Annotated in this window: 17 protein-coding genes; 6 read left to right on the top strand and 11 right to left on the bottom strand. The window is 74.1% G+C overall.

Annotated elements, in window-relative coordinates:
• Nucleotides 1-47 precede the first annotated feature (47 nt).
• The 4 genes from M8C11_RS05075 (at nt 48) to M8C11_RS05090 (ending at nt 4,044) form a co-directional block, all read left to right on the top strand.
• Nucleotides 48-1,337, top strand: coding sequence for a sensor histidine kinase (locus M8C11_RS05075; protein WP_252448568.1), 1,290 nt, complete (start codon nt 48-50; stop codon nt 1,335-1,337).
• Nucleotides 1,334-2,011: a response regulator transcription factor gene (locus M8C11_RS05080; RefSeq protein ID WP_114919987.1), complete on the top strand. Its 678-nt coding sequence runs from the start codon at nt 1,334-1,336 to the stop codon at nt 2,009-2,011. The genes M8C11_RS05075 and M8C11_RS05080 overlap by 4 nt, the downstream gene beginning before the upstream one ends.
• Before the next feature lie 81 nt (nt 2,012-2,092).
• Nucleotides 2,093-2,986 carry an ABC transporter ATP-binding protein gene (locus tag M8C11_RS05085; protein ID WP_121686010.1) on the top strand — a complete coding sequence of 298 codons (894 nt, stop codon included), beginning with the start codon at nt 2,093-2,095 and terminating at the stop codon, nt 2,984-2,986.
• Complete coding sequence (locus M8C11_RS05090) at nt 2,983-4,044, top strand: ABC transporter permease (protein ID WP_252448569.1); 1,062 nt, start codon at nt 2,983-2,985, stop codon at nt 4,042-4,044. Before M8C11_RS05085 ends, M8C11_RS05090 begins: the two co-directional genes overlap by 4 nt.
• Nucleotides 4,045-4,108: 64 nt before the next feature.
• Here the strand turns inward: M8C11_RS05090 and M8C11_RS05095 are convergent, their stop codons facing one another.
• From M8C11_RS05095 to pgsA, 7 genes are all read right to left on the bottom strand, one after another.
• A complete protein-coding gene (locus M8C11_RS05095; RefSeq protein WP_043324998.1) occupies nt 4,109-4,858 on the bottom strand; it encodes a YebC/PmpR family DNA-binding transcriptional regulator in 750 nt (249 codons plus the stop codon).
• Between the two features lie 230 nt (nt 4,859-5,088).
• Nucleotides 5,089-5,694, bottom strand: a complete 606-nt coding sequence (gene pdxT, locus M8C11_RS05100; protein ID WP_252448570.1) for a pyridoxal 5'-phosphate synthase glutaminase subunit PdxT — start codon at nt 5,692-5,694, stop codon at nt 5,089-5,091.
• Nucleotides 5,695-5,701: 7 nt separating this feature from the next.
• Nucleotides 5,702-6,613 (bottom strand): pyridoxal 5'-phosphate synthase lyase subunit PdxS, encoded by a 912-nt coding sequence (gene pdxS, locus M8C11_RS05105; RefSeq protein WP_121686013.1) that lies wholly within the window; start codon nt 6,611-6,613, stop codon nt 5,702-5,704.
• A gap of 128 nt (nt 6,614-6,741) precedes the next feature.
• Complete coding sequence (locus M8C11_RS05110) at nt 6,742-7,245, bottom strand: hypothetical protein (protein WP_120570569.1); 504 nt, start codon at nt 7,243-7,245, stop codon at nt 6,742-6,744.
• 83 nt (nt 7,246-7,328) lie between these two features.
• Nucleotides 7,329-8,489 carry a glycosyltransferase family 4 protein gene (locus M8C11_RS05115; RefSeq protein WP_121686014.1) on the bottom strand — a complete coding sequence of 387 codons (1,161 nt, stop codon included), beginning with the start codon at nt 8,487-8,489 and terminating at the stop codon, nt 7,329-7,331.
• Between the two features lie 8 nt (nt 8,490-8,497).
• Nucleotides 8,498-9,430, bottom strand: coding sequence for a phosphatidylinositol mannoside acyltransferase (locus M8C11_RS05120; RefSeq protein ID WP_252448572.1), 933 nt, complete (start codon nt 9,428-9,430; stop codon nt 8,498-8,500).
• Complete coding sequence (pgsA, locus tag M8C11_RS05125) at nt 9,427-10,047, bottom strand: phosphatidylinositol phosphate synthase (RefSeq protein WP_120570572.1); 621 nt, start codon at nt 10,045-10,047, stop codon at nt 9,427-9,429. The genes M8C11_RS05120 and pgsA overlap by 4 nt, the downstream gene beginning before the upstream one ends.
• Before the next feature lie 252 nt (nt 10,048-10,299).
• On the opposite strand from pgsA, the gene M8C11_RS05130 reads away from it, so the two are divergent.
• Nucleotides 10,300-12,456, top strand: coding sequence for an elongation factor G-like protein EF-G2 (locus M8C11_RS05130; RefSeq protein WP_252448574.1), 2,157 nt, complete (start codon nt 10,300-10,302; stop codon nt 12,454-12,456).
• A gap of 135 nt (nt 12,457-12,591) precedes the next feature.
• Here the strand turns inward: M8C11_RS05130 and M8C11_RS05135 are convergent, their stop codons facing one another.
• The 4 genes from M8C11_RS05135 to thrS all read right to left on the bottom strand — a co-directional run bounded on the left by M8C11_RS05135 (nt 12,592) and on the right by thrS (nt 17,187).
• A complete protein-coding gene (locus M8C11_RS05135; RefSeq protein ID WP_252448576.1) occupies nt 12,592-13,650 on the bottom strand; it encodes an aldo/keto reductase in 1,059 nt (352 codons plus the stop codon).
• A gap of 211 nt (nt 13,651-13,861) precedes the next feature.
• Nucleotides 13,862-14,500: a hypothetical protein gene (locus tag M8C11_RS05140; RefSeq protein WP_252448577.1), complete on the bottom strand. Its 639-nt coding sequence runs from the start codon at nt 14,498-14,500 to the stop codon at nt 13,862-13,864.
• A 32-nt stretch (nt 14,501-14,532) separates the two neighbouring features.
• Nucleotides 14,533-15,093, bottom strand: a complete 561-nt coding sequence (locus M8C11_RS05145) for an HIT domain-containing protein (RefSeq protein WP_043325006.1) — start codon at nt 15,091-15,093, stop codon at nt 14,533-14,535.
• A gap of 75 nt (nt 15,094-15,168) precedes the next feature.
• Nucleotides 15,169-17,187, bottom strand: a complete 2,019-nt coding sequence (gene thrS, locus M8C11_RS05150) for a threonine--tRNA ligase (protein WP_252448578.1) — start codon at nt 17,185-17,187, stop codon at nt 15,169-15,171.
• A 203-nt stretch (nt 17,188-17,390) separates the two neighbouring features.
• Here thrS and M8C11_RS05155 point away from each other — a divergent pair, with 203 nt between their 5' ends.
• Entirely contained in the window at nt 17,391-18,410 is a 1,020-nt protein-coding gene (locus M8C11_RS05155) for a YcnI family protein (protein WP_252448579.1), read from the top strand.
• Nucleotides 18,411-18,480 lie beyond the last annotated feature (70 nt).

Here is an 18,480-nt window from a genome sequence, read left to right on the forward strand (position 1 = left end):
TTACGCCCCGGGCACCACGGCGGCCCGGCCGGTGGCATGGTCGTACGGTGAGCACCGCACCCACCACCGCCTGGCGCCGGCCGGCTCCCACGGCCGCGCAGTACCGCGCCGACCTCTGGGTCGGGCTCGCGGTCACCGTGCTGGCCCTGTTCGAGCTGACCCTGGCGTACAGCACCGGGGCCTTCCTGCTCGGGCCGCCGCCGAGCGTGGCCGAGCAGGTCTGGTGGACCGTCGCGGTGACCGCCCCGCTGGCCGTGCGGCGGCGGTGGCCCGCCACCGTCGCGGTGATCGTCGCCGTCGCCTTCGTCGCCGGGCAGGCGCGGGCCGTCCCGCTGGCGCAGCTCCCGTCGGGCGCGCTGTTCGCCGCCCTGTTCACGCTCGGCGCGTGGGGCACCGACCGGCGGCTGGCCGGGCGGCTGCGGGCGGGGATCATCGTCGCGATGTTCGCCTGGCTCTGGCTGTCCCTCGCGCTGCGGGCCGACCAGATCTCGGCGGCCTCCTTCGCCGACGCCGCCGGCCCGGTGCCGCCGGTGCTCGCCGCCGTGGTCAACGGCGTGCTCTACAACGTGCTGTTCTTCGGGTTCGCCTACTACTCGGGGCAGACCGCCTGGGTGGCCGCGCGCCGCCGGTACGAACTGCGGGAGCAGGCCGAGCAACTGCGCCGCTCACAGGTCGAGGCGCGCGAGCGCGCGGTGATGGGCGAGCGGGTCCGCATCGCCCGCGAGCTGCACGACGTGGTCGCCCACCACGTGTCGGTGATGGGCGTGCAGGCCGCCGCGTGCCGGCGCGTGTTCGACCGGGACCGGGACAAGGCGCGGACCGCCCTGGCCGCGATCGAGGAGACGGCCCGCACGTCAGTCGACGAGCTGCGCCGGATGCTCGGCGTGCTTCGCGACCCGGACGCCGCGGCCGGCGCGGCCGCCGCCCCGGAGGACACCGCCGGCATCGACCAGGTCGCCGCGCTCGTCGACCGGGCCCGGGACACCGGGCTGCGGGCCGAACTCGGGGTGTACGGGGAACCGGCGCCGCTGCCCCGCTCGGTGTCGCAGGCGGCGTACCGGATCGTGCAGGAGGCGGTGACGAACGTGGTCAAGCACGCCCACGCCACCACGCTGGACGTGCGCATCCGCTATCTGGCGAGGGAACTGGAGATCGACGTGAGCGACGACGGACACGGTGGCGTACCGGCGGCCGGGGCCGGGCTGGGCCTGATCGGCATGCGGGAACGGGTCGCCGCGCACGGCGGTGAGGTGGAGGCCGGGCCGCGCCCCGGCGGCGGGTTCCGGGTCCGGGCCCGCATGCCGCTGCCGGTCGAGGCCGCCGGGCGGGCCGCGTGAGCGCGCCGGTGCGGGTGCTGCTCGTCGACGACCAGCACCTGGTCCGGACCGGTTTCCGGGTGATCCTGGAGGTCGAGGACGACATCGAGGTGGTCGGCGAGGCCGCCGACGGGCAGCGCGCCGTGTCGATGGCGTCCGCGCTGCGGCCGGACGTGGTGCTGATGGACGTGGAGATGCCGGTCCTCGACGGGCTGGAGGCCACCCGCCGGATCACCGGCGACACGACGCCGGGCGGACCGGCGGTGCTGATCCTCACCACGTTCGACAGGGACGACTACCTGTTCGCCGCGCTGCGCGCCGGGGCGAGCGGCTTCCTGCTCAAGAACGGCACCCCGGAGGACCTGGTCGAGGCGGTCCGGGTGGTGGCGCGCGGCGAAGGGCTGATCGCGCCGGCGCTCACCCGGCGGGTGATCTCCACGTTCGCCCGTCCCGGCGCGGCACCGCCGGACCCCCGCCACGACGCGGCGACGGCGGATCTGACCCCGCGTGAGCGGGAGGTGCTGGAGCTGGTCGCGAGCGGTGCGAGCAACGCCGAGATCGCGGACGCCCTGCGCGTCGGCGAGGCGACGGTGAAGACCCACGTCAGCCGCGTGCTGGCCAAGCTCGGGCTGCGCGACCGGGTGCAGGCAGTGGTGTTCGCGTACGAGCACGGGGTGGTGCGACCGGGCGGATGACGCCCGTCCGCCGTGCGACGGACCCCGTGATCGCCCCGTGGTGGGACGACGGGGGTGAGGACCGGCCGTAGCGTCGGGATCATGACCAGCGTGCTCCGCCTCGACGGCGTCGACCGCAGCTTCGGCGGCCGTCAGGTGCTCAAAGACGTCTCCTTCGACGTGACCGCCGGGCGCATGACCGGATTCGTCGGCGGCAACGGCGCCGGCAAGACCACCACCATGCGGATCATCCTCGGCGTGCTCGCCCCGGACGCGGGCCAGGTGACGTGGCGGGGGCAGCCGCTCAGCCGCGAGGCCCGGGCCCGGTTCGGCTACATGCCCGAGGAACGCGGCCTCTACCCGAAGATGACGCCCCGCGAGCAGGTGGTCCACCTCGGCCGCCTGTACGGGCTGGACGCCGCCGGAGCCCGCCGGCGTACCGACGCGCTGCTGGAGCGGGTCGGTCTCGGCGAGCGGGCCGACGACCTGCTGGAGACGCTGTCGCTCGGCAACCAGCAGCGCGCGCAGATCGCCGCCGCGCTGGTGCACGACCCGGAGGTGCTGATCCTGGACGAGCCGTTCTCCGGGCTCGATCCGCTCGCCGTCGACATGGTGGTCGCCGTGCTGCGGGAACGCGCCGCCGCCGGCGCGCCGGTGTTGTTCTCCAGCCACCAGCTCGACGTGGTGGAGCGGCTCTGCGACGACCTGGTGCTCATCGCGGGCGGCACGATCCGGGCCGCCGGCGCCCGCGAGGAGCTGCGCGCCGCGTACACGCTGCCCCGGTTCTCGCTCGTGGTCGACGGCGACGCCGGCTGGCTGCGGGACCAGCCCGGCGTGCGGCTGGTCGACCTCGACGGCGCGCGCGCCGTGTTCGAGGTGGACCCGCCCGCCGACGACCAGTCGGTGCTGCGCGCGGCGCTGGCCCGCGGTTCGGTGCGCGCCTTCGGCCCGGTCACCCCGTCCCTCGCCGAGATCTTCCGAGAGGTCAACCAGTGAACACGTTCCAGGCTGCCCGGCTGGTCGCCGCCCGCGAGATCAAGGTCAAGGTCCGCGACAAGACGTTCCTCTACAGCACGCTGATCTTCCTGCTGCTCGCCGTCGTCGCCACAGTGGTGCCGGCGATGCTGAGCAGCGGCCCGTCCACAGTGGCGGTGACCGCCGCCGGCGCCGAACCGCTGCGCGCGGCCGGGCTGGACGTCGTGCTGGTCGCCGACGACGGCGCCGCCGAGCAGGCAGTACGCGACGGCGACGCGGACGCCGCTGTGGTGACCGGTCCGGTCGTGGTCGCCGACGAGCGGGCCCCGGACGACGTGGTCTCCGCGCTCAGCGCGGCACCGCAGGTGAAGCTGCTGGACCCGGACGCGGTGGACCCGCTCGTCGCCTACCTGGTGCCGTTCGCGTTCGCGTTCGTCTTCTTCTTCATGTCGCAGACGTTCGGGTTGCAGATCGCGCAGAGCGTCACCGAGGAGAAGCAGACCCGGATCGTGGAGATCCTGGTCGCCGCCGTGCCGGCCCGGGCGCTGCTGGCCGGCAAGATCCTCGCCGCGGGCGCGCTGGCGCTGGGGCAGATCACCCTGATCGCGGCCGCCGCGCTGATCGGGATGCGCCTGACCGGCGGCGGTGACCTGCTGGGCCTGATCGCGCCGGCGGTCGGCTGGTTCGTGCCGTTCTTCCTGTGCGGCTTCCTGCTGCTCGCGGCGATGTGGGCGGCCGCCGGGGCGCTGGTGAACCGGCAGGAGGACATCGCCGGGGCGTCCACGCCGGTGCAGCTCGCGGTGATGGCGCCGTTCTTCGCCGTGGTGTTCCTCAACGACAACGCCGCCGCGATGCGGATCCTGTCGTACCTGCCGATCTCCTCGCCCACCGCGATGCCGGTGCGGCTGTTCACCGGCGACGCGGCGACGTGGGAGCCGTTCGTGTCGCTGGCGCTGCTGCTGCTCGCGGCGGCCGGGTTCCTGCTCGCCGGGGCGCGCGTCTACGAGGGCTCGCTGCTGCGCACCAACGGGCGGACCTCGGTGCGGGCGGCGTGGCGGCAGCGCGAGCCGATCGGCTGACCGCGAGACGGCGAGCGCCGGCCACCCGATGGGGGTGGCCGGCGCTCCGCGCGTCGGGGCGGGTTCAGCCGACGGCGGCCATCACCTCGTCGGAGACGTCGAAGTTGGCGTAGACGTTCTGCACGTCGTCGCAGTCCTCCAGCACGTCGATCAGCTTGAAGATCTTGCGCGCGCCCTCCTCGTCCAGCGGCACGTTCACGCTGGGGATGAGGGAGGACTCGGCCGACTCGTACTCGATGCCGGCGTCCTGCAGCGCGGTGCGGACCGCGATCAGGTCACCCGGCTCGGAGACCACCTCGTACGCCTCACCGAGGTCGTTGACCTCCTCGGCGCCGGCGTCGAGCACCGCCATCATCACGTCGTCCTCGGTCGTGCCGCCCTTGGGGACGATCACCACGCCCTTGCGGGAGAACATGTACGACACCGAGCCCGCGTCGGCCAGCGAGCCGCCGTTGCGGGTCAGCGCGGTACGCACCTCGGTGGCGGCGCGGTTGCGGTTGTCGGTGAGGCACTCGATCAGCATCGCCACGCCGTTCGGGCCGTAACCCTCGTACATGATCGTCTGCCAGTCGGCGCCGCCGGCCTCCAGGCCGGAGCCGCGCTTGACCGCGCGGTCGATGTTGTCGTTCGGGACCGAGTTCTTCTTCGCCTTCTGGATGGCGTCGTAGAGAGTCGGGTTGCCGGCCGGGTCGCCGCCGCCGGTACGGGCCGCCACCTCGACGTTCTTGATCAGCTTGGCGAACATCTTGCCGCGCTTGGCGTCGATGACCGCCTTCTTGTGCTTGGTCGTCGCCCACTTTGAGTGGCCGGACATCTGTTACCTCCGTTGCTACCCGCCGTCTGCATCGACCGCACCGCACACGCCCCGCTCCCAAGGCGGCGCACGTCGAGGTGCCGTGATCTTCGCTGGGAGCCGCGGCGGGCTGATGGCCCTGCCGAATCTCCGCAATCCTACCGGCGGGAGCCGGGGCACTGTCACGCACCGCACGGCAGCGGCCCGTCCCGGCCCACCCGAACCGGCACAACCGGGGACGGACCGGCCGCTCAGGAAGCGGCCCGGACCAGCTCCACGAAGAGGCGGTGCAGCCGCAGGTCGCCGGTCAGCTCGGGGTGGAACGACGTGGCCAGCAGGTTGCCCTGCCGCACCGCGACGATCCGGTCCGCGGCCGGGCCCTCGGTCACCCGGCCGAGCACCTCCACGTCCGGGCCGACGCGCTCCACCCAGGGAGCCCTGATGAACACCGCGTGGAACGGGCCGCCGTCGACGCCGGTGAGCGCCACCGGCGCCTCGAACGAGTCGACCTGGCGGCCGAACGCGTTGCGCCGCACCGTCATGTCGACGCCGGCGAAACCGCGCTGGTCGGGGCGGCCGTCCAGCACCTCGGCCGCCAGCATGATCAGGCCGGCGCAGGAGCCGTAGACCGGCATGCCGGCGGCGATCCGCTTGTCGATCGGCTCGCGCATCTCGAAGATGTCCACCAGCTTGCTGATCGTGGTCGACTCGCCGCCGGGCACCACCAGGCCGTCGACCGCGTCCAGCTCGCCCGGCCGCCGCACCGGCCGGGCGTCCGCGCCCGCACCGGCCAGCGCGGCGACGTGCTCGCGTACGTCGCCCTGGAGGGCGAGCACGCCGATCACGGGTCCCGTCACGCCCGGCTCACCAGCCGCGCTCGGCGAGCCGGTGCGGCTGGGGGATCTCGTCGACGTTGATGCCGACCATCGCCTCGCCGAGGCCGCGGGAGACCTTGGCGAGCACGTCCGGGTCGTCGTGGAACGTGGTCGCCTTGACGATCGCGGCGGCCCGCTGGGCCGGGTTGCCGGACTTGAAGATGCCCGAGCCGACGAAGACGCCCTCGGCGCCGAGCTGCATCATCATGGCCGCGTCCGCAGGGGTCGCGATGCCGCCGGCGGTGAACAGCACGACCGGCAGCTTGCCCTGCTCGGCGACCTCCTTGACCAGCTCGTACGGGGCCTGGAGCTCCTTGGCCGCGACGTACAGCTCGTCGTCGGGCAGCGACTGGAGCCGGCGGATCTCCTGCCGGATCTTGCGCATGTGGGTGGTCGCGTTGGAGACGTCCCCGGTGCCCGCCTCGCCCTTCGAGCGGATCATCGCAGCGCCCTCGGTGATCCGGCGCAGCGCCTCGCCCAGGTTCGTCGCCCCGCACACGAACGGCACGGTGAACGCCCACTTGTCGATGTGGTTCGCGTAGTCGGCCGGGGTCAGCACCTCGGACTCGTCGACGTAGTCGACGCCGAGCGCCTGGAGGATCTGCGCCTCGACGAAGTGGCCGATGCGGGCCTTGGCCATCACCGGGATCGAGACGGCCGCGATGATGCCGTCGATCATGTCCGGGTCGCTCATCCGGGACACGCCGCCCTGCGCGCGGATGTCGGCCGGTACGCGCTCCAGGGCCATCACGGCGACCGCGCCGGCGTCCTCGGCGATCTTCGCCTGCTCGGGGGTGACCACGTCCATGATCACACCGCCCTTGAGCATCTCGGCCATGCCGCGCTTGACGCGGGCGGTGCCGACGGCGGTGGCGGTGGTCGGGGCTGCGGATTCAGACACGGGACATCGCTCCTCGGCGTGCTCGGGAGGTGACTGCGCAGGAATGCTACGACCGGCGCGACGCCGATCCGAGCGCCAATCGAACCCCCGGTGGCCTGCCGTGTGGCCCCCGTCACGGCCGGTGGCGATCAGCCGGTGGTCACGTCCGCGTGCGAGGCCAGCGTGGGATCGTCGATGTCGAAGTAGCGCGGCCACTCCCGGCCGCGCCCCATCCGGAACAGCCGTACCACCGGACGCCCTCGCGCCGAGCGGGCGTCCCGGACCAGGTCGGTGTGCACCTGCCGGGCCAGCGCCAGCCGCCGGCTGGCCGCGATCACCGCCGCGCACGCCGGGTCGTCCGGGTCCAGCCGCACCCCGCGCAACTGCCGGGTCAGGTCGTTCTCGGCCGCCTCGCGCTCCTCCGGAGCGGCGTCCAGCGCGATCCGGGCGGCGGCGTACAGCTCCACGCCGTACCGCTGCTCGGCCAGGACCGCGGCGGCGGCCGCGCGGCGCAGCAGGTGCGCGTCGAGCGCGCGGGCCGCCGAGTCCGCGCGGACCTGCAGCCGCTGCACGCGGCCGGAGGTCCAGATCAGGTACGCCGAGAGCAGCCCGAGCACCGCGACCGCGCCCACCACCCACCACATGCCCGGCATCGTAGTGCTGCTCCTCATCCCGGCCGGCCGGCGCGGTGCACCGGTCGACGCGCTCGTCACAGCGGCCGCAGCGGCCACAGCGGTCAGCCCAGACCCGCCCACTCCTGGTCCATGACCCGGCCGTCGGTGGCCTCGATCGCGGCTGCGTATACCTCCAGAACGCGGCGGGCAACCACGGGCCAGTCGAAATTCGCCACCACCTGGTCGCCGCAGGCGGTGAGCCCGGCGCGGCGGCCGTCGTCGTCGAGCAGTTCGGACAGCGCGGCGCCCAGTGCCACCGCGTCGCCGGTCGGGAACAGCCGCCCGGCCCGCCCGCCGTCGAGCACCCGGCGGAACGCGTCCAGGTCGCTCGCGACCACCGTGGTGCCGGCGGCGAGCGCCTCGGTGAGGATCATCCCGAAGGACTCCCCTCCGGTGTTCGGTGCGACGTAGAGGTGCACGCTGCGCAGCATGCGTGCCTTGTCCGCCTCGGAGACCAGGCCGAGGAACGTGACCCGGTCACGCAGGCCGGCCGGGAACCGCCCGTACAGCTCGTCGGCGTCGCCCGGCCCGGCGACCAGCAGGCGCAGCCCGGGCCGGTGCGCCGCCAGCGCGACGAACGCGTCCCGCAGGATCGGGAAGCCCTTGCGCGGCTCGGTGAAACGGCCCAGGAACCCCAGCGTGCCGCCGGTGCCCGGGGCGCACTCCCCCGGCCAGCCCGGCAGCGGCGGCACCCCGGCGAACTTCGCCACCGCCACCCCGTTCGGGATCTCCACCGCGCCGCCGTCCATGTGCTCGACCTGCACCTTGCGGGCCAGCGCGCTGACCGCGATCCGGGCGGTGATCCGCTCCAGCACGATCTGGAGCACGCCCTGCGCGGCCGACATCACCCGGGAGCGGGTCATCGCGGTGTGGAAGGTCGCCACCACCGGGCCGCGGGCGCAGAGCACCGCCAGCATCGACAGGCTCGGCGTCAGCGGCTCGTGCACGTGCAGCACGTCGAAGTCGCCGCGGGTGATCCAGCGCCGCACCCGGGCGACGGAGACCGGGCCGAACGCGATCCGGGCCACCGACCCGTTGTACGGCAACGGCACCGCCCGGCCCGCCGACACCACGTACGGCGGCAGCGCCGAGTCCTCGTCGGCGGGCGCCAGCACGCTCACCTCGTGGCCGAGCCCGAGCAGCGCCTCGGCCAGGTCCATGACGTGGTTCTGCACGCCGCCCGGCACGTCGAACGAGTACGGGCACACGATGCCGATACGCACTGCGCCCCCTAGACCGTCCCGGTGGTGGCCGGTGGCTGCGCCGACATGGGCGTACCGTCCCGGCCCTGGTCCAGCCACATCCGCTGCAACATGTGCCAGTCTTGCGGATGCCGGGCGATGCCCGCCGCCAGACCGTCGGCAATCCGCTGCGTCACCGCACGCACCCGCTCGTCGAGCGGCGCGCTGTCCGGGTCCGGCAGCGGCAGCGGGCCCTCGATCGAGGCGCACGCCGCGTCCGGTTCGTACCACATCGAGGCCACGTAGAGCGGGGCGCCGGTACGGATCGCCAGCAGCGCGGGACCGGCCGGCATCCGGGTCCGGCCGCCGAAGAAGTCCACCTCCACGCCGCGCGCGGACAGGTCCCGGTCGGCCAGCAGCGGCACCACGTGACCGGCGCGCAGCCGGTCCACCAGCACGTCGAACGCGGGACGCGGGCCGCCGGTGTTGGGCAGGATCTCCATGCCCAGCCCTTCCCGGAACCCGACGAACCGCTCGTAGACGCCGTCCGGCAGCCGCTCCGCCACCGTGGTCATCGGCCAGCCGGTGGCCGCCACCCAGGCGCCCGCGGCGTCCCAGTTGCCGGCGTGCGGCAGCGCCACCACGGCGCCGCGCCCGGCCGCCACGTCGGCGGCGAGCAGTTCCTGCCCGTCGAGGCGGAACCCGGCGAGGATGTCCGTGCGGCTCAGGCCGGGCAGCCGGAACGCCTCCATCCAGTACCGGGCGTACGAGCGCAGCCCGTCGCGCACCAGCGCGTCCAGTTCCGCGTCCGGCATCTCCGGGCCGACCACCCGGCGCAGGTTGGCGCGCAGCCGGCGCGTACCCCCGCCGTCCTTGCGGTGGGCGCGGTCGGCGCCCATCCGGAAGGCCGCCGCCGCGACGGGCCGGGGCAGCGCCCGGACCAGGCGCCAGCCCGCGACGAAGCCCGCCTCGGTCAGGTTCACTCGGCGCCGACCCGCTGGGCCTGGCGGTACACGTGGGCCATCCGCTGACCCACCGTGAAGATCGAGACGGCGGCGAGCAGCCAGAGCGCGATCTCCAGCGCCGGATCGACGCCGACGCCGGTGAGCAGGCCGCCGACGCCGACGATGAGCAGCCGCTCGGTGCGCTCGGCGATGCCCACGTTGCAGGTCATCCCGAGGCCCTCGGCGCGGGCCTTGACGTAGGAGACCAGCCCACCCGCGGCCAGGCAGATCAGCGCCGCCGCCACGCCCGAGTAGTCGTGCTCGGTGGCCAGCCAGTACGCGACCGCGCCGAACACCGCGCTGTCGGCGACCCGGTCCATGCTCGAGTCGAGGAACGCCCCGAACCGGGTGGACCCGCCGCTCATCCGCGCCATCGTGCCGTCGAGCAGGTCGGTGAGAGCGAAGACCGTGACGATCAGCGCGCCGGCGACCAGATGGCCGCGCGCGCCGAAGCCGAGCGCGCCGACGAGCACGCCGACGGTTCCGGTCACGGTGACCGCATTGGGGGACACGCCCGCACGCAGCAGCGCGCGGGCGATCGGCTCCACGACGCGGGTCATGCCCGCGCGGGCCGTCACTTGGAAGATCTTCGCCATGGCGGTCCCACGATAACGGCCCGCAACCGCCGGGGACACAGCCGGGCGTACGACCCGCCCGGCGGCCCTTGTGCGGGCACCCGTGCGGGTGTGAGATCGAGCCGGGAGGTGAGCCAGTTCACCGGATCACCGGTCCGCGTTCCCGTCCAGCAGGAGATCACCGGAAGATATCGCCGCGGCGCCCGTCCCGGGTCCGCTCCCCCGTCGCCCGCGGCGGTCGCCACCACCACCGGTTGAGGGAGGTGCGCCGCGATGGCGCAGAAGAACGAGAAGGGTGTCACCGGCGGCGCGCCGGTGGTGACCGAGCCCGGCAGGGTTCGCAACGTGGTGCTCGTCGGGCACTCCGGCGCCGGCAAGACGACACTCGTCGAGGCGCTGCTGGCCGCCGGTGGCACGATCGGCCGGGCCGGCGCCGTCACCGAGGGCACCACCGTCTGCGACCACGACCCCGCCGCCGTACGCCAGCAGCGCTCGGTGAGCCTGGCCTGCGCCCCGCTGATGCACCGCGACGTCAAGGTCAACCTGCTGGACACGCCGGGCTACGGCGACTTCGTCGGCGAGCTGCGCGCCGGGCTGCGGGCCGCCGACGCGGCGCTGTTCGTGGTCTCCGCCGTCGACGGGATGGACGCCGCCACCGCCGCCCTCTGGGAGGAGTGCGCCGCCGTCGACATGCCCCGGGCGGTCGCCGTCTCCCGGCTGGACCACCCGCGCGCCGACTTCGACGAGGCGGTCGCGCTGTGCCAGCGCGTCTTCGGCGACAACGTGCTCCCGCTCTACCTGCCCATGCTCGGCGACGACGGCGAGTCGGTGGCCGGCCTGATGGGGCTGATCACCCGCCGGGTGTTCGACTACTCCGACGGGCTGCCGGCGGCGGTGCGCGAGCCGGACCCGGAGCACCTGCCGGCCATCCAGGAGTCCCGCAACGAGCTGATCGAGGGGATCATCGCGGAGAGCGAGGACGAGACCCTGATGGACCGCTACCTCGGCGGCGAGGAGATCGACCCCGAGGTGCTGATCACCGACCTGGAGACGGCCGTCGCCCGCGGCCACTTCTACCCCGTGGTGCCGGTCTGCGCGGAGACCGGCGTCGGCCTGGACGCGCTGCTCGACGGCCTGGTCGCGGCGTTCCCGTCGCCGCTGGAGCACGACCTGCCCGCGGTGACCGGCGTGGACGGCTCGCCCCGCCCGCCGCTGACCTGCGACCCGGACGGCCCGCTCGTCGCCGAGGTGGTCAAGACGACAGTCGACCGGCACGTCGGGCGGGTCTCGCTGGTCCGCGTCTTCTCCGGCACGCTCCGCCCCGACCAGGTGATCCACGTGTCCGGCCACGGCATGGCCGAGCGCGGCCACCCGGACCACGACGCCGACGAGCGGGTCGGTCACGTCTACAGCCCGCTCGGCGCGACGCTGCGCGAGGTGCCCGCCTGCGTCGCCGGTGACCTGTGCGCGATCACCAAGTCGGGCAGCGCCGAGACCGGCGACACCATCTCGGCCAAGGACGAACCGCTGCTCATCGCGCCCTGGGAGATGCCGGAGCCGCTGCTGCCGGTGGCGATCGTGGCGCGCAGCCGGGCCGACGAGGACGCGCTGGCCCGCAACCTGTCCCGGCTGGTCGCCGGCGACCCGACGCTGCGGCTCGAACGCAACGCGGAGACCCACCAGCTGGTGCTCTGGTGCATGGGCGAGGCGCACGCCGACGTGGTGCTCGACCGGCTGCGCGGCGGCGGCGTCGAGCTGGACACCGAGCCGGTCCGGGTGCCGCTGCGCGAGACGTTCACCGCCGCCGCGCGCGGGCACGGCCGGCACGTCAAGCAGTCCGGCGGCCACGGCCAGTACGCGGTCTGCGACATCGAGGTGGAGCCGCTGCCCCGGGGCGCCGGCTTCGAGTTCGTCGACCGGGTGGTCGGCGGCGCGGTCCCGCACAACTACATCCCGTCGGTGGAGAAGGGCGTCCGGGCGCAGATGGAACGCGGCCTGGTCGCCGGCTACCCGGTGGTGGACCTGCGGGTCACGCTCGTCGACGGTAAGGCGCACAGCGTCGACTCCTCCGACGCGGCGTTCCAGACCGCCGGCGCGCTGGCGCTGCGCGACGCCGCCGAGAAGGGCCAGCCGGCGCTGCTGGAACCGGTCGACGAGATCACCGTACGGGTGCCGGACGCGTCGGTCGGCGCGGTGATGGGCGACCTGTCCGGGCGGCGCGGCCGGGTGCTCGGCACCGAGCCGGATCCGGATGCCGAGGGGCGCACGCTGGTCCGCGCCGAGGTGCCCGCGACTGAGTTGCTGCGGTACGCCGTCGAGCTGCGCTCGATGACGGCCGGCACCGGCACGTTCCGGCGCGAGTTCGCCCGCCACGAGCCCATGCCGGCCCACTTGGCCGACCAGGCCCGCAAGGAGTCCACAACCCGCTGACCCGCCCTCCCTCCCCGCGCCCCCTCGCCCCCGCGATCTTGCACTTGCGGCCCCCACAAGGCGGGCATTTCGGTCATCTCAAGAGCCGCAACCGCAAGATCGACGCCGAGAGGGCGGGGGCGGGGGGCCTTCGGGTCAGGGGCGGACGGCGGGGACGGGGGGCATCGGCCAGTGCGGGCGGTCGGCGTCGCGGAGGGCCGCCGACCGTACCGCCGCGAGCTGCCGCTCCACCTCGGCGAAGTGGTCCGGGGCGAGCGGGCCCCGGGCCAGCGCGGCGGCGTTCTCCTCGACCTGCGCGACCGTCCGGGCGCCGGGGATCGGCACGGCCCGGTCGCTGCGCGCCCAGATCCACCCGATCGCCCCCTGCGCGAGGGTGCGCCCGTCGGCGGTGAGCGCGTCGCGCACGGCGGCGACCCGGCGCAGCCACTCCGGCGCGGGCCGGCCGCTGCGGAACCACTCCAGCCAGGTCGGCCCGAGTCCGCGTACGTCGTCGCGGGGGAGCGTGGACTCCGGCGTGTACTTGCCGGTGAGCAGACCCATCCCGAGCGGCCCCCGGGCCAGGCTGGCCAGGTCGTGCTTGTCGCAGGCGTCGAGCATGGCCGGGGCGTCCCGGAGCACCGACAGCGCGTGCTGCACGGCGGCGGCGCCGCGGGCGACCTGGGCGAAGGCGGCAGCCCGGTCGGCCCGGTCGGTGCTCCACCCGTACGACCGGATCAGGCCGGCGCCGACCAGGTCGTCGAGCGTGCCGACGAGCGCCTCGGCCCGGGGCAGCGGCAGGTCGCCGAGGTGCAGTTGGTAGAGGTCGATGCGGTCGGTGCCCAGCCGTCGCAGCGAGTCGGTCACGGCCCGGCGCAGGTGGTGCGGGGAGGCGTTCTCCCCGGTGGCCTGCCGGGTGCGCTCGTCGAACGTGTAGCCGAACTTCGTGGCGATCACCGCCTCGTCGCGCCGGCCGGCGAGCGCCCGCCCGAGCACCCGCTCGCCGTGCCCGGCGCCGTACGTGTCGGCGGTGTCGAACAGGGTGACGCCCAGGTCGAGTGCGCGGCGGACGGCGCGTACCGACTCGTCGTCGTCGACCCGGCCCCAGCCCAGCGGCCGGGCGCCCTCGGCCCACGGGCCGCCGATCGCCCAGCACCCCATGCCGAGGGCGCTCACCTCGATGCCGCTGCGCCCCAACTGTCGTGTGTCGACTGCCACCGCCGCATCCTGTCACCTTCCCGGGGAGCGCGGGCCGGTTCGTAGCCCACGAGTCCCGCCACGGTCACGCCCCGTGACGCCGATCGGGAACAGTCGTGGTGGGGCGGAATTCGTCCCGGCCGGAGGGACGACCGGCCCGGCCCGCGCCGTCGGCCGGGCCGTCCGGGTGCCGGGCGCTCGGGGCGCCGGGCCGCTGCCTCAACGCGGTCCGTCAGCGGGCGTGGGCCAGCAGCACCGGCTCGTCCTGGCCCGGCCACGCACCGGTAAGCCCGCCCGCCGCCGGCACGTCGGCCGGGACGGGCCGCCGGACCACCGCAAGTTCGACGTCCCCCACCCGGACCACCGTCACGCCGCCGTCAACCGGACCAGCCGGAGCCGAAGCCGCTGACACCGGACCGGCCGGGACCGGACGGCCGGTACGGCTCCCCGTCAGCGTCATGCTCGCCGGGCGCACCTCGCGCTTCCCGTCGACCTCGAAGTACTCCTCGGCCTGACCGGCGTCGGCGAGCACGGCGGCGGCCAGCAGCGGCGGGTACACCGGGTCGCCGCAGGCGTCGTACACCCAGCGGCGGCCGAGCACCGAGTGCTCGACGAGGCCCACGAAGAAGTGGTCCGCCCCGTCCAGCGGCGCGCTCCGGTAGGTCAGCGGCACCTGGAGCACCGGGCCGTCACCGGCGCGCACGAGCAGCGTCTCGACGCCGACCTCACCGGCCGGGTCGTCGAACCGGTACGCCGCGACGCGGGTGACCTCCGCGCCCGCCTCGCCGGCGAACCAGGACCGGCCGGGCAGCCAGGGTACGAGCAGCTCCAGTTTCGAGGGGCGCAGTTCCGCGCGGTGCAGGAGGGCCATGCGCAAGATCGTACTGTCGGAACGGGCCGCCGTCAGGCCGCCGCCCACGCCTTGGCGAGCAGTTCCCGGGTGTCGGCGAGCAGTTGCGGCAGCACCTTCGTCCGGCCGATCACCGGCATGAAGTTGGCGTCGCCGCCCCAGCGCGGCACCACGTGCTGGTGCAGGTGCGCGGCGATGCCCGCGCCGGCCACGCCGCCCTGGTTCATGCCCAGGTTGAAGCCGTGCGCGCTGGAGACGTGCCGGACCACCCGCATGGCGGCCTTGGTGAACGCGGCCAGCTCGACCGTCTCCGGCTCGTCCAGCTCGGTGTAGTCGGCCACGTGCCGGTAGGGGCAGACCAGCAGGTGGCCGGGGTTGTACGGGTAGAGGTTGAGCACCGCGAAGACGTGTTCGCCCCGGGCCACCACCAGGCTCTCCTCGGCCGGCAGCCCGGGTGCGAGGCAGAACGGGCAGCCGGCCGGCTTCTCATAGCCGCCCTCGGGCCGGTCCTCGCCGGAGATGTAGGTCATCCGGTGCGGCGTCCAGAGCCGGTCCAGCCCGTCCGCCAGACCGTTGTCGCCGCCGTACCCGGTGTCCCGCTCCGCCCCTGTCACACAGGCGATCCTACGATCCGGGCCGGACCGCCGCCGAACCGCGCCGCCGCCCGGGCGGCGCGGTCGGCGGACCGCCTACTCGGCGGCGGTGGCGGTGGGGCCGGCGTTGGTGCGCGACTCCACCACCTCACGGACGTGCGCCACCGCCTCGTCGATCGGTACGCCGTTGCGCTGCGAGCCGTCCCGGTAGCGGAACGAGACGGTGCCGGCGGCCACGTCGTCGTCACCGGCGATCACCATGAACGGGATCTTCTGCTGCTGCGCGTTGCGGATCTTCTTCTGCATCCGGTCGTCGCCCAGGTCGACCTCGGCCCGGATGCCGTGCCGGCGCAGCGTCGCGGCGAAGTCGACCAGGTAGTCGCCGTGCTCGTCGCGGATCGGGATGCCGACCACCTGCACCGGCGCCAGCCAGGCCGGGAACGCGCCCGCGTAGTGCTCGGTGAGCACGCCGATGAACCGCTCGATCGACCCGAACTTGGCGCAGTGGATCATCACCGGCTGCTGCCGGGTGCCGTCGGCTGCCTGGTACTCCAGCCCGAAGCCCTTGGGCTGGTTGAAGTCGTACTGGATGGTCGACATCTGCCAGGTACGGCCGATCGCGTCCTTGGCCTGCACCGAGATCTTCGGGCCGTAGAACGCCGCGCCGCCCGGGTCCGGCACCAGGTCCAGGCCGGTCTCCAGCGCGCACTGCTCCAGCACGGCGGTGGCGGTCGCCCAGTCGGAGTCGGAGCCGACGAACTTGTCCGGCCGGGAGTCGTCGCGGGTCGACAGCTCCAGGTAGAAGTCGTCGATGCCGAAGTCGCGCAGCAGGCTGAGCACGAAGCCGAGCAGGTGCTTGATCTCGGCCGGCGCCTGCTCCTTGGTGCAGTAGGAGTGCGAGTCGTCCTGGGTGAAGCCGCGCACCCGGGTCAGGCCGTGGATGACGCCCGACTTCTCGTACCGGTAGACCGACCCGAACTCGAACAACCGCAGCGGGAGCTGCCGGTAGGACCGCCCGCGCGACCGGTAGATCAGGTTGTGCATCGGGCAGTTCATGGCCTTGAGGTAGTAGTCGCTGCCCTCCATCTCCATCGGCGGGAACATCGTGTCCTTGTAGTAGGGCAGGTGTCCCGAGGTGTGGAAGAGACCTTCCTTGGAGATGTGCGGCGTGCCGACGTAGTCGAAGCCCTCCTCGATGTGGCGCGCCCGGACGTAGTCCTCCATCACGCGCTTGAGCACGCCGCCCTTGGGGTGGAAGACCGGCAGGCCGGACCCGATCTCGTCGGGGAAGCTGAACAGGTCGAGGTCCGCGCCGAGCTTGCGGTGGTCGCGGCGGGCGGCCTCCTCCAGAAGCTTCAGGTACGCCTTGAGCTCGTCCCGGGTCGGCCACGCGGTGCCGTAGACACGCTGGAGCTGCGGGTTGCGCTCCGACCCGCGCCAGTACGCGGCGGCCGAGCGCATCAGCTTGAACGCGCCGATCAGCCGGGTGTTCGGCAGGTGCGGGCCGCGGCACAGGTCCGACCAGCAGACCTTGTCCTCGTTGGCGGCGAGGTTGTCGTAGATGGTCAGCTCGCCGCCGCCCACCTCCATCACCTCGGAGGAGTCCAGCCCTTCCCCCTTGACGTCGATCAGCTCCAGCTTGAACGGCTCGGCGGCCAGCTCGGCCCGGGCCTCGTCCAGGTCGGCGAACCGGCGGCGGCGGAACCGCTGGCCGGACTTGACGATCTCCTGCATGCGCTTCTCGAGCTTGGCCAGGTCGTCCGGCTGGAACGGCTTGTCGACGCCGAAGTCGTAGTAGAAGCCGTTCTCGATCGGCGGGCCGATGCCGAGCTTGGCGTCCGGGAAGACGTCCTGCACCGCCTGGGCCAGCACGTGGGCGGTGGAGTGGCGCAGCACGTTCAGCCCGTCCGGGCTGTCCAGGGTGACCGGCTCGACGGCGACGTCCTCGGCCGGGCGCCAGTCCAGGTCGCGGAGCTGGCCCTGCGGATCGCGGACCACCACGATCGCCTTCGGCCCGCTCATCGGCAGGCCGGCCGCGGCCACCGCGTCGGCCGCCGTGGTCCCGGCGGCGACGACGACGGGGTCGGCCACGACGGGGATACGGGGTGCGGACACGGTGACTCCTGTCGTCGACGGTACGGAAGGGCCGGTGACCGGCCCCTGCGATGCTATCGGTCGCCCGGACCCGGACCGCCGCCGACGCCGGTGCCCGTTCCCGGCGAGTTCCGTGCCGGGTTGAACCTTTTCGCCCCGCCGCCCGAACTACCAGGTGGGGCCGGAGCCGGTGCCGACCCCAGTCGACGAGGATGGGGACGACCATGAGGATGACCCGTCAGGGCCGGTGGGCGGCTGCGTTGCTGACGGCCGTACTCGCCGGGGCGGTGGGCTGGCCGGGCGCGGCGAACGCGGCCGGGGTGACGGTCACGACCTCGCCCGCCCAGGTACGCCAGGGCGACGCGATCGAACTCGCGGTGCTGGTGCCCGCGGACAGGCCCGGCACGCGGACCAACCGGATCGAGCTGACCATGCCCGCCGACGCCCCGATCGGCGAGGTGTACCCGCTGTCGGTGCCGGACTGGGCGCCGACCATCACCACCCGCACGCTCGACCAGCCCGTCCCCGGCATGCACGCGGCCGAGCTGAACCAGGTCACCCACGCGGTGAGCTGGCTGCGGATGCCCGGCACCGGCACCGGGCCGGCCCGGCTGCCGCTGGGCATGGGACCGATGCCCGCCACCGACCGGCTCACGTTCACAGTCGTGCAGACGTACGCCGACGGCACCGTGGTCCGGTGGGCGGACCCGGCGGGTGGCGCGCACCCGGCGCCGACGGTCGAGCTGCTGCCGCCGCTGCCGGGCACCGTGACGCACGACGGCGGCGCCGGTACGAACGGCGGCGCGCACGGCGGTCACGGCGCGGCGGGCGGCCCCGGCGCTGCCGGCGGGGCGCAGGGCGGTGCGGTGGGCGGCGCGGCACCGGCGGCCGGTGCGGCCGACGACGGGCCGAGCGCGGACCTGCTGCTCGGCGGCGGCCTGCTCGCCGGGCTGGCCGGTGGCGCGGCGATCGGCTGGCTGCTCAGCCGTCGCCGGCGCGACACCATGACCCTCCCGCCCGACGACAGCCCTTCCCCTGACGACAGCCTTTCCCCCGACGCGCCCGCCGCCACCGAGCGCCCGGAAACGGACCCCCGCTCCGACTCCCCCGAGCCCGCCCCCGCCGATACCCCGGCACCCGACTCGCCCCGCGGTGAGCTGGCGCCGGATTCGCCCGATTCGGGCAGCTCCGCGCGCCCGCTCGGCGAACCCGTCCCCGCCGGTGGTGCACGCCGGGACGCATGATCGACTCCAGATCGCCGAGGTGGCTGCATCCCACCCCCGCCGACCCCGCCACCTCCCCGAGGTGGCGCGT

The sequence above is a fragment of the Micromonospora sp. CPM1 genome (genome assembly GCF_023896895.1).
Taxonomy (GTDB): Bacteria; Actinomycetota; Actinomycetes; order Mycobacteriales; family Micromonosporaceae; genus Micromonospora; species Micromonospora tulbaghiae.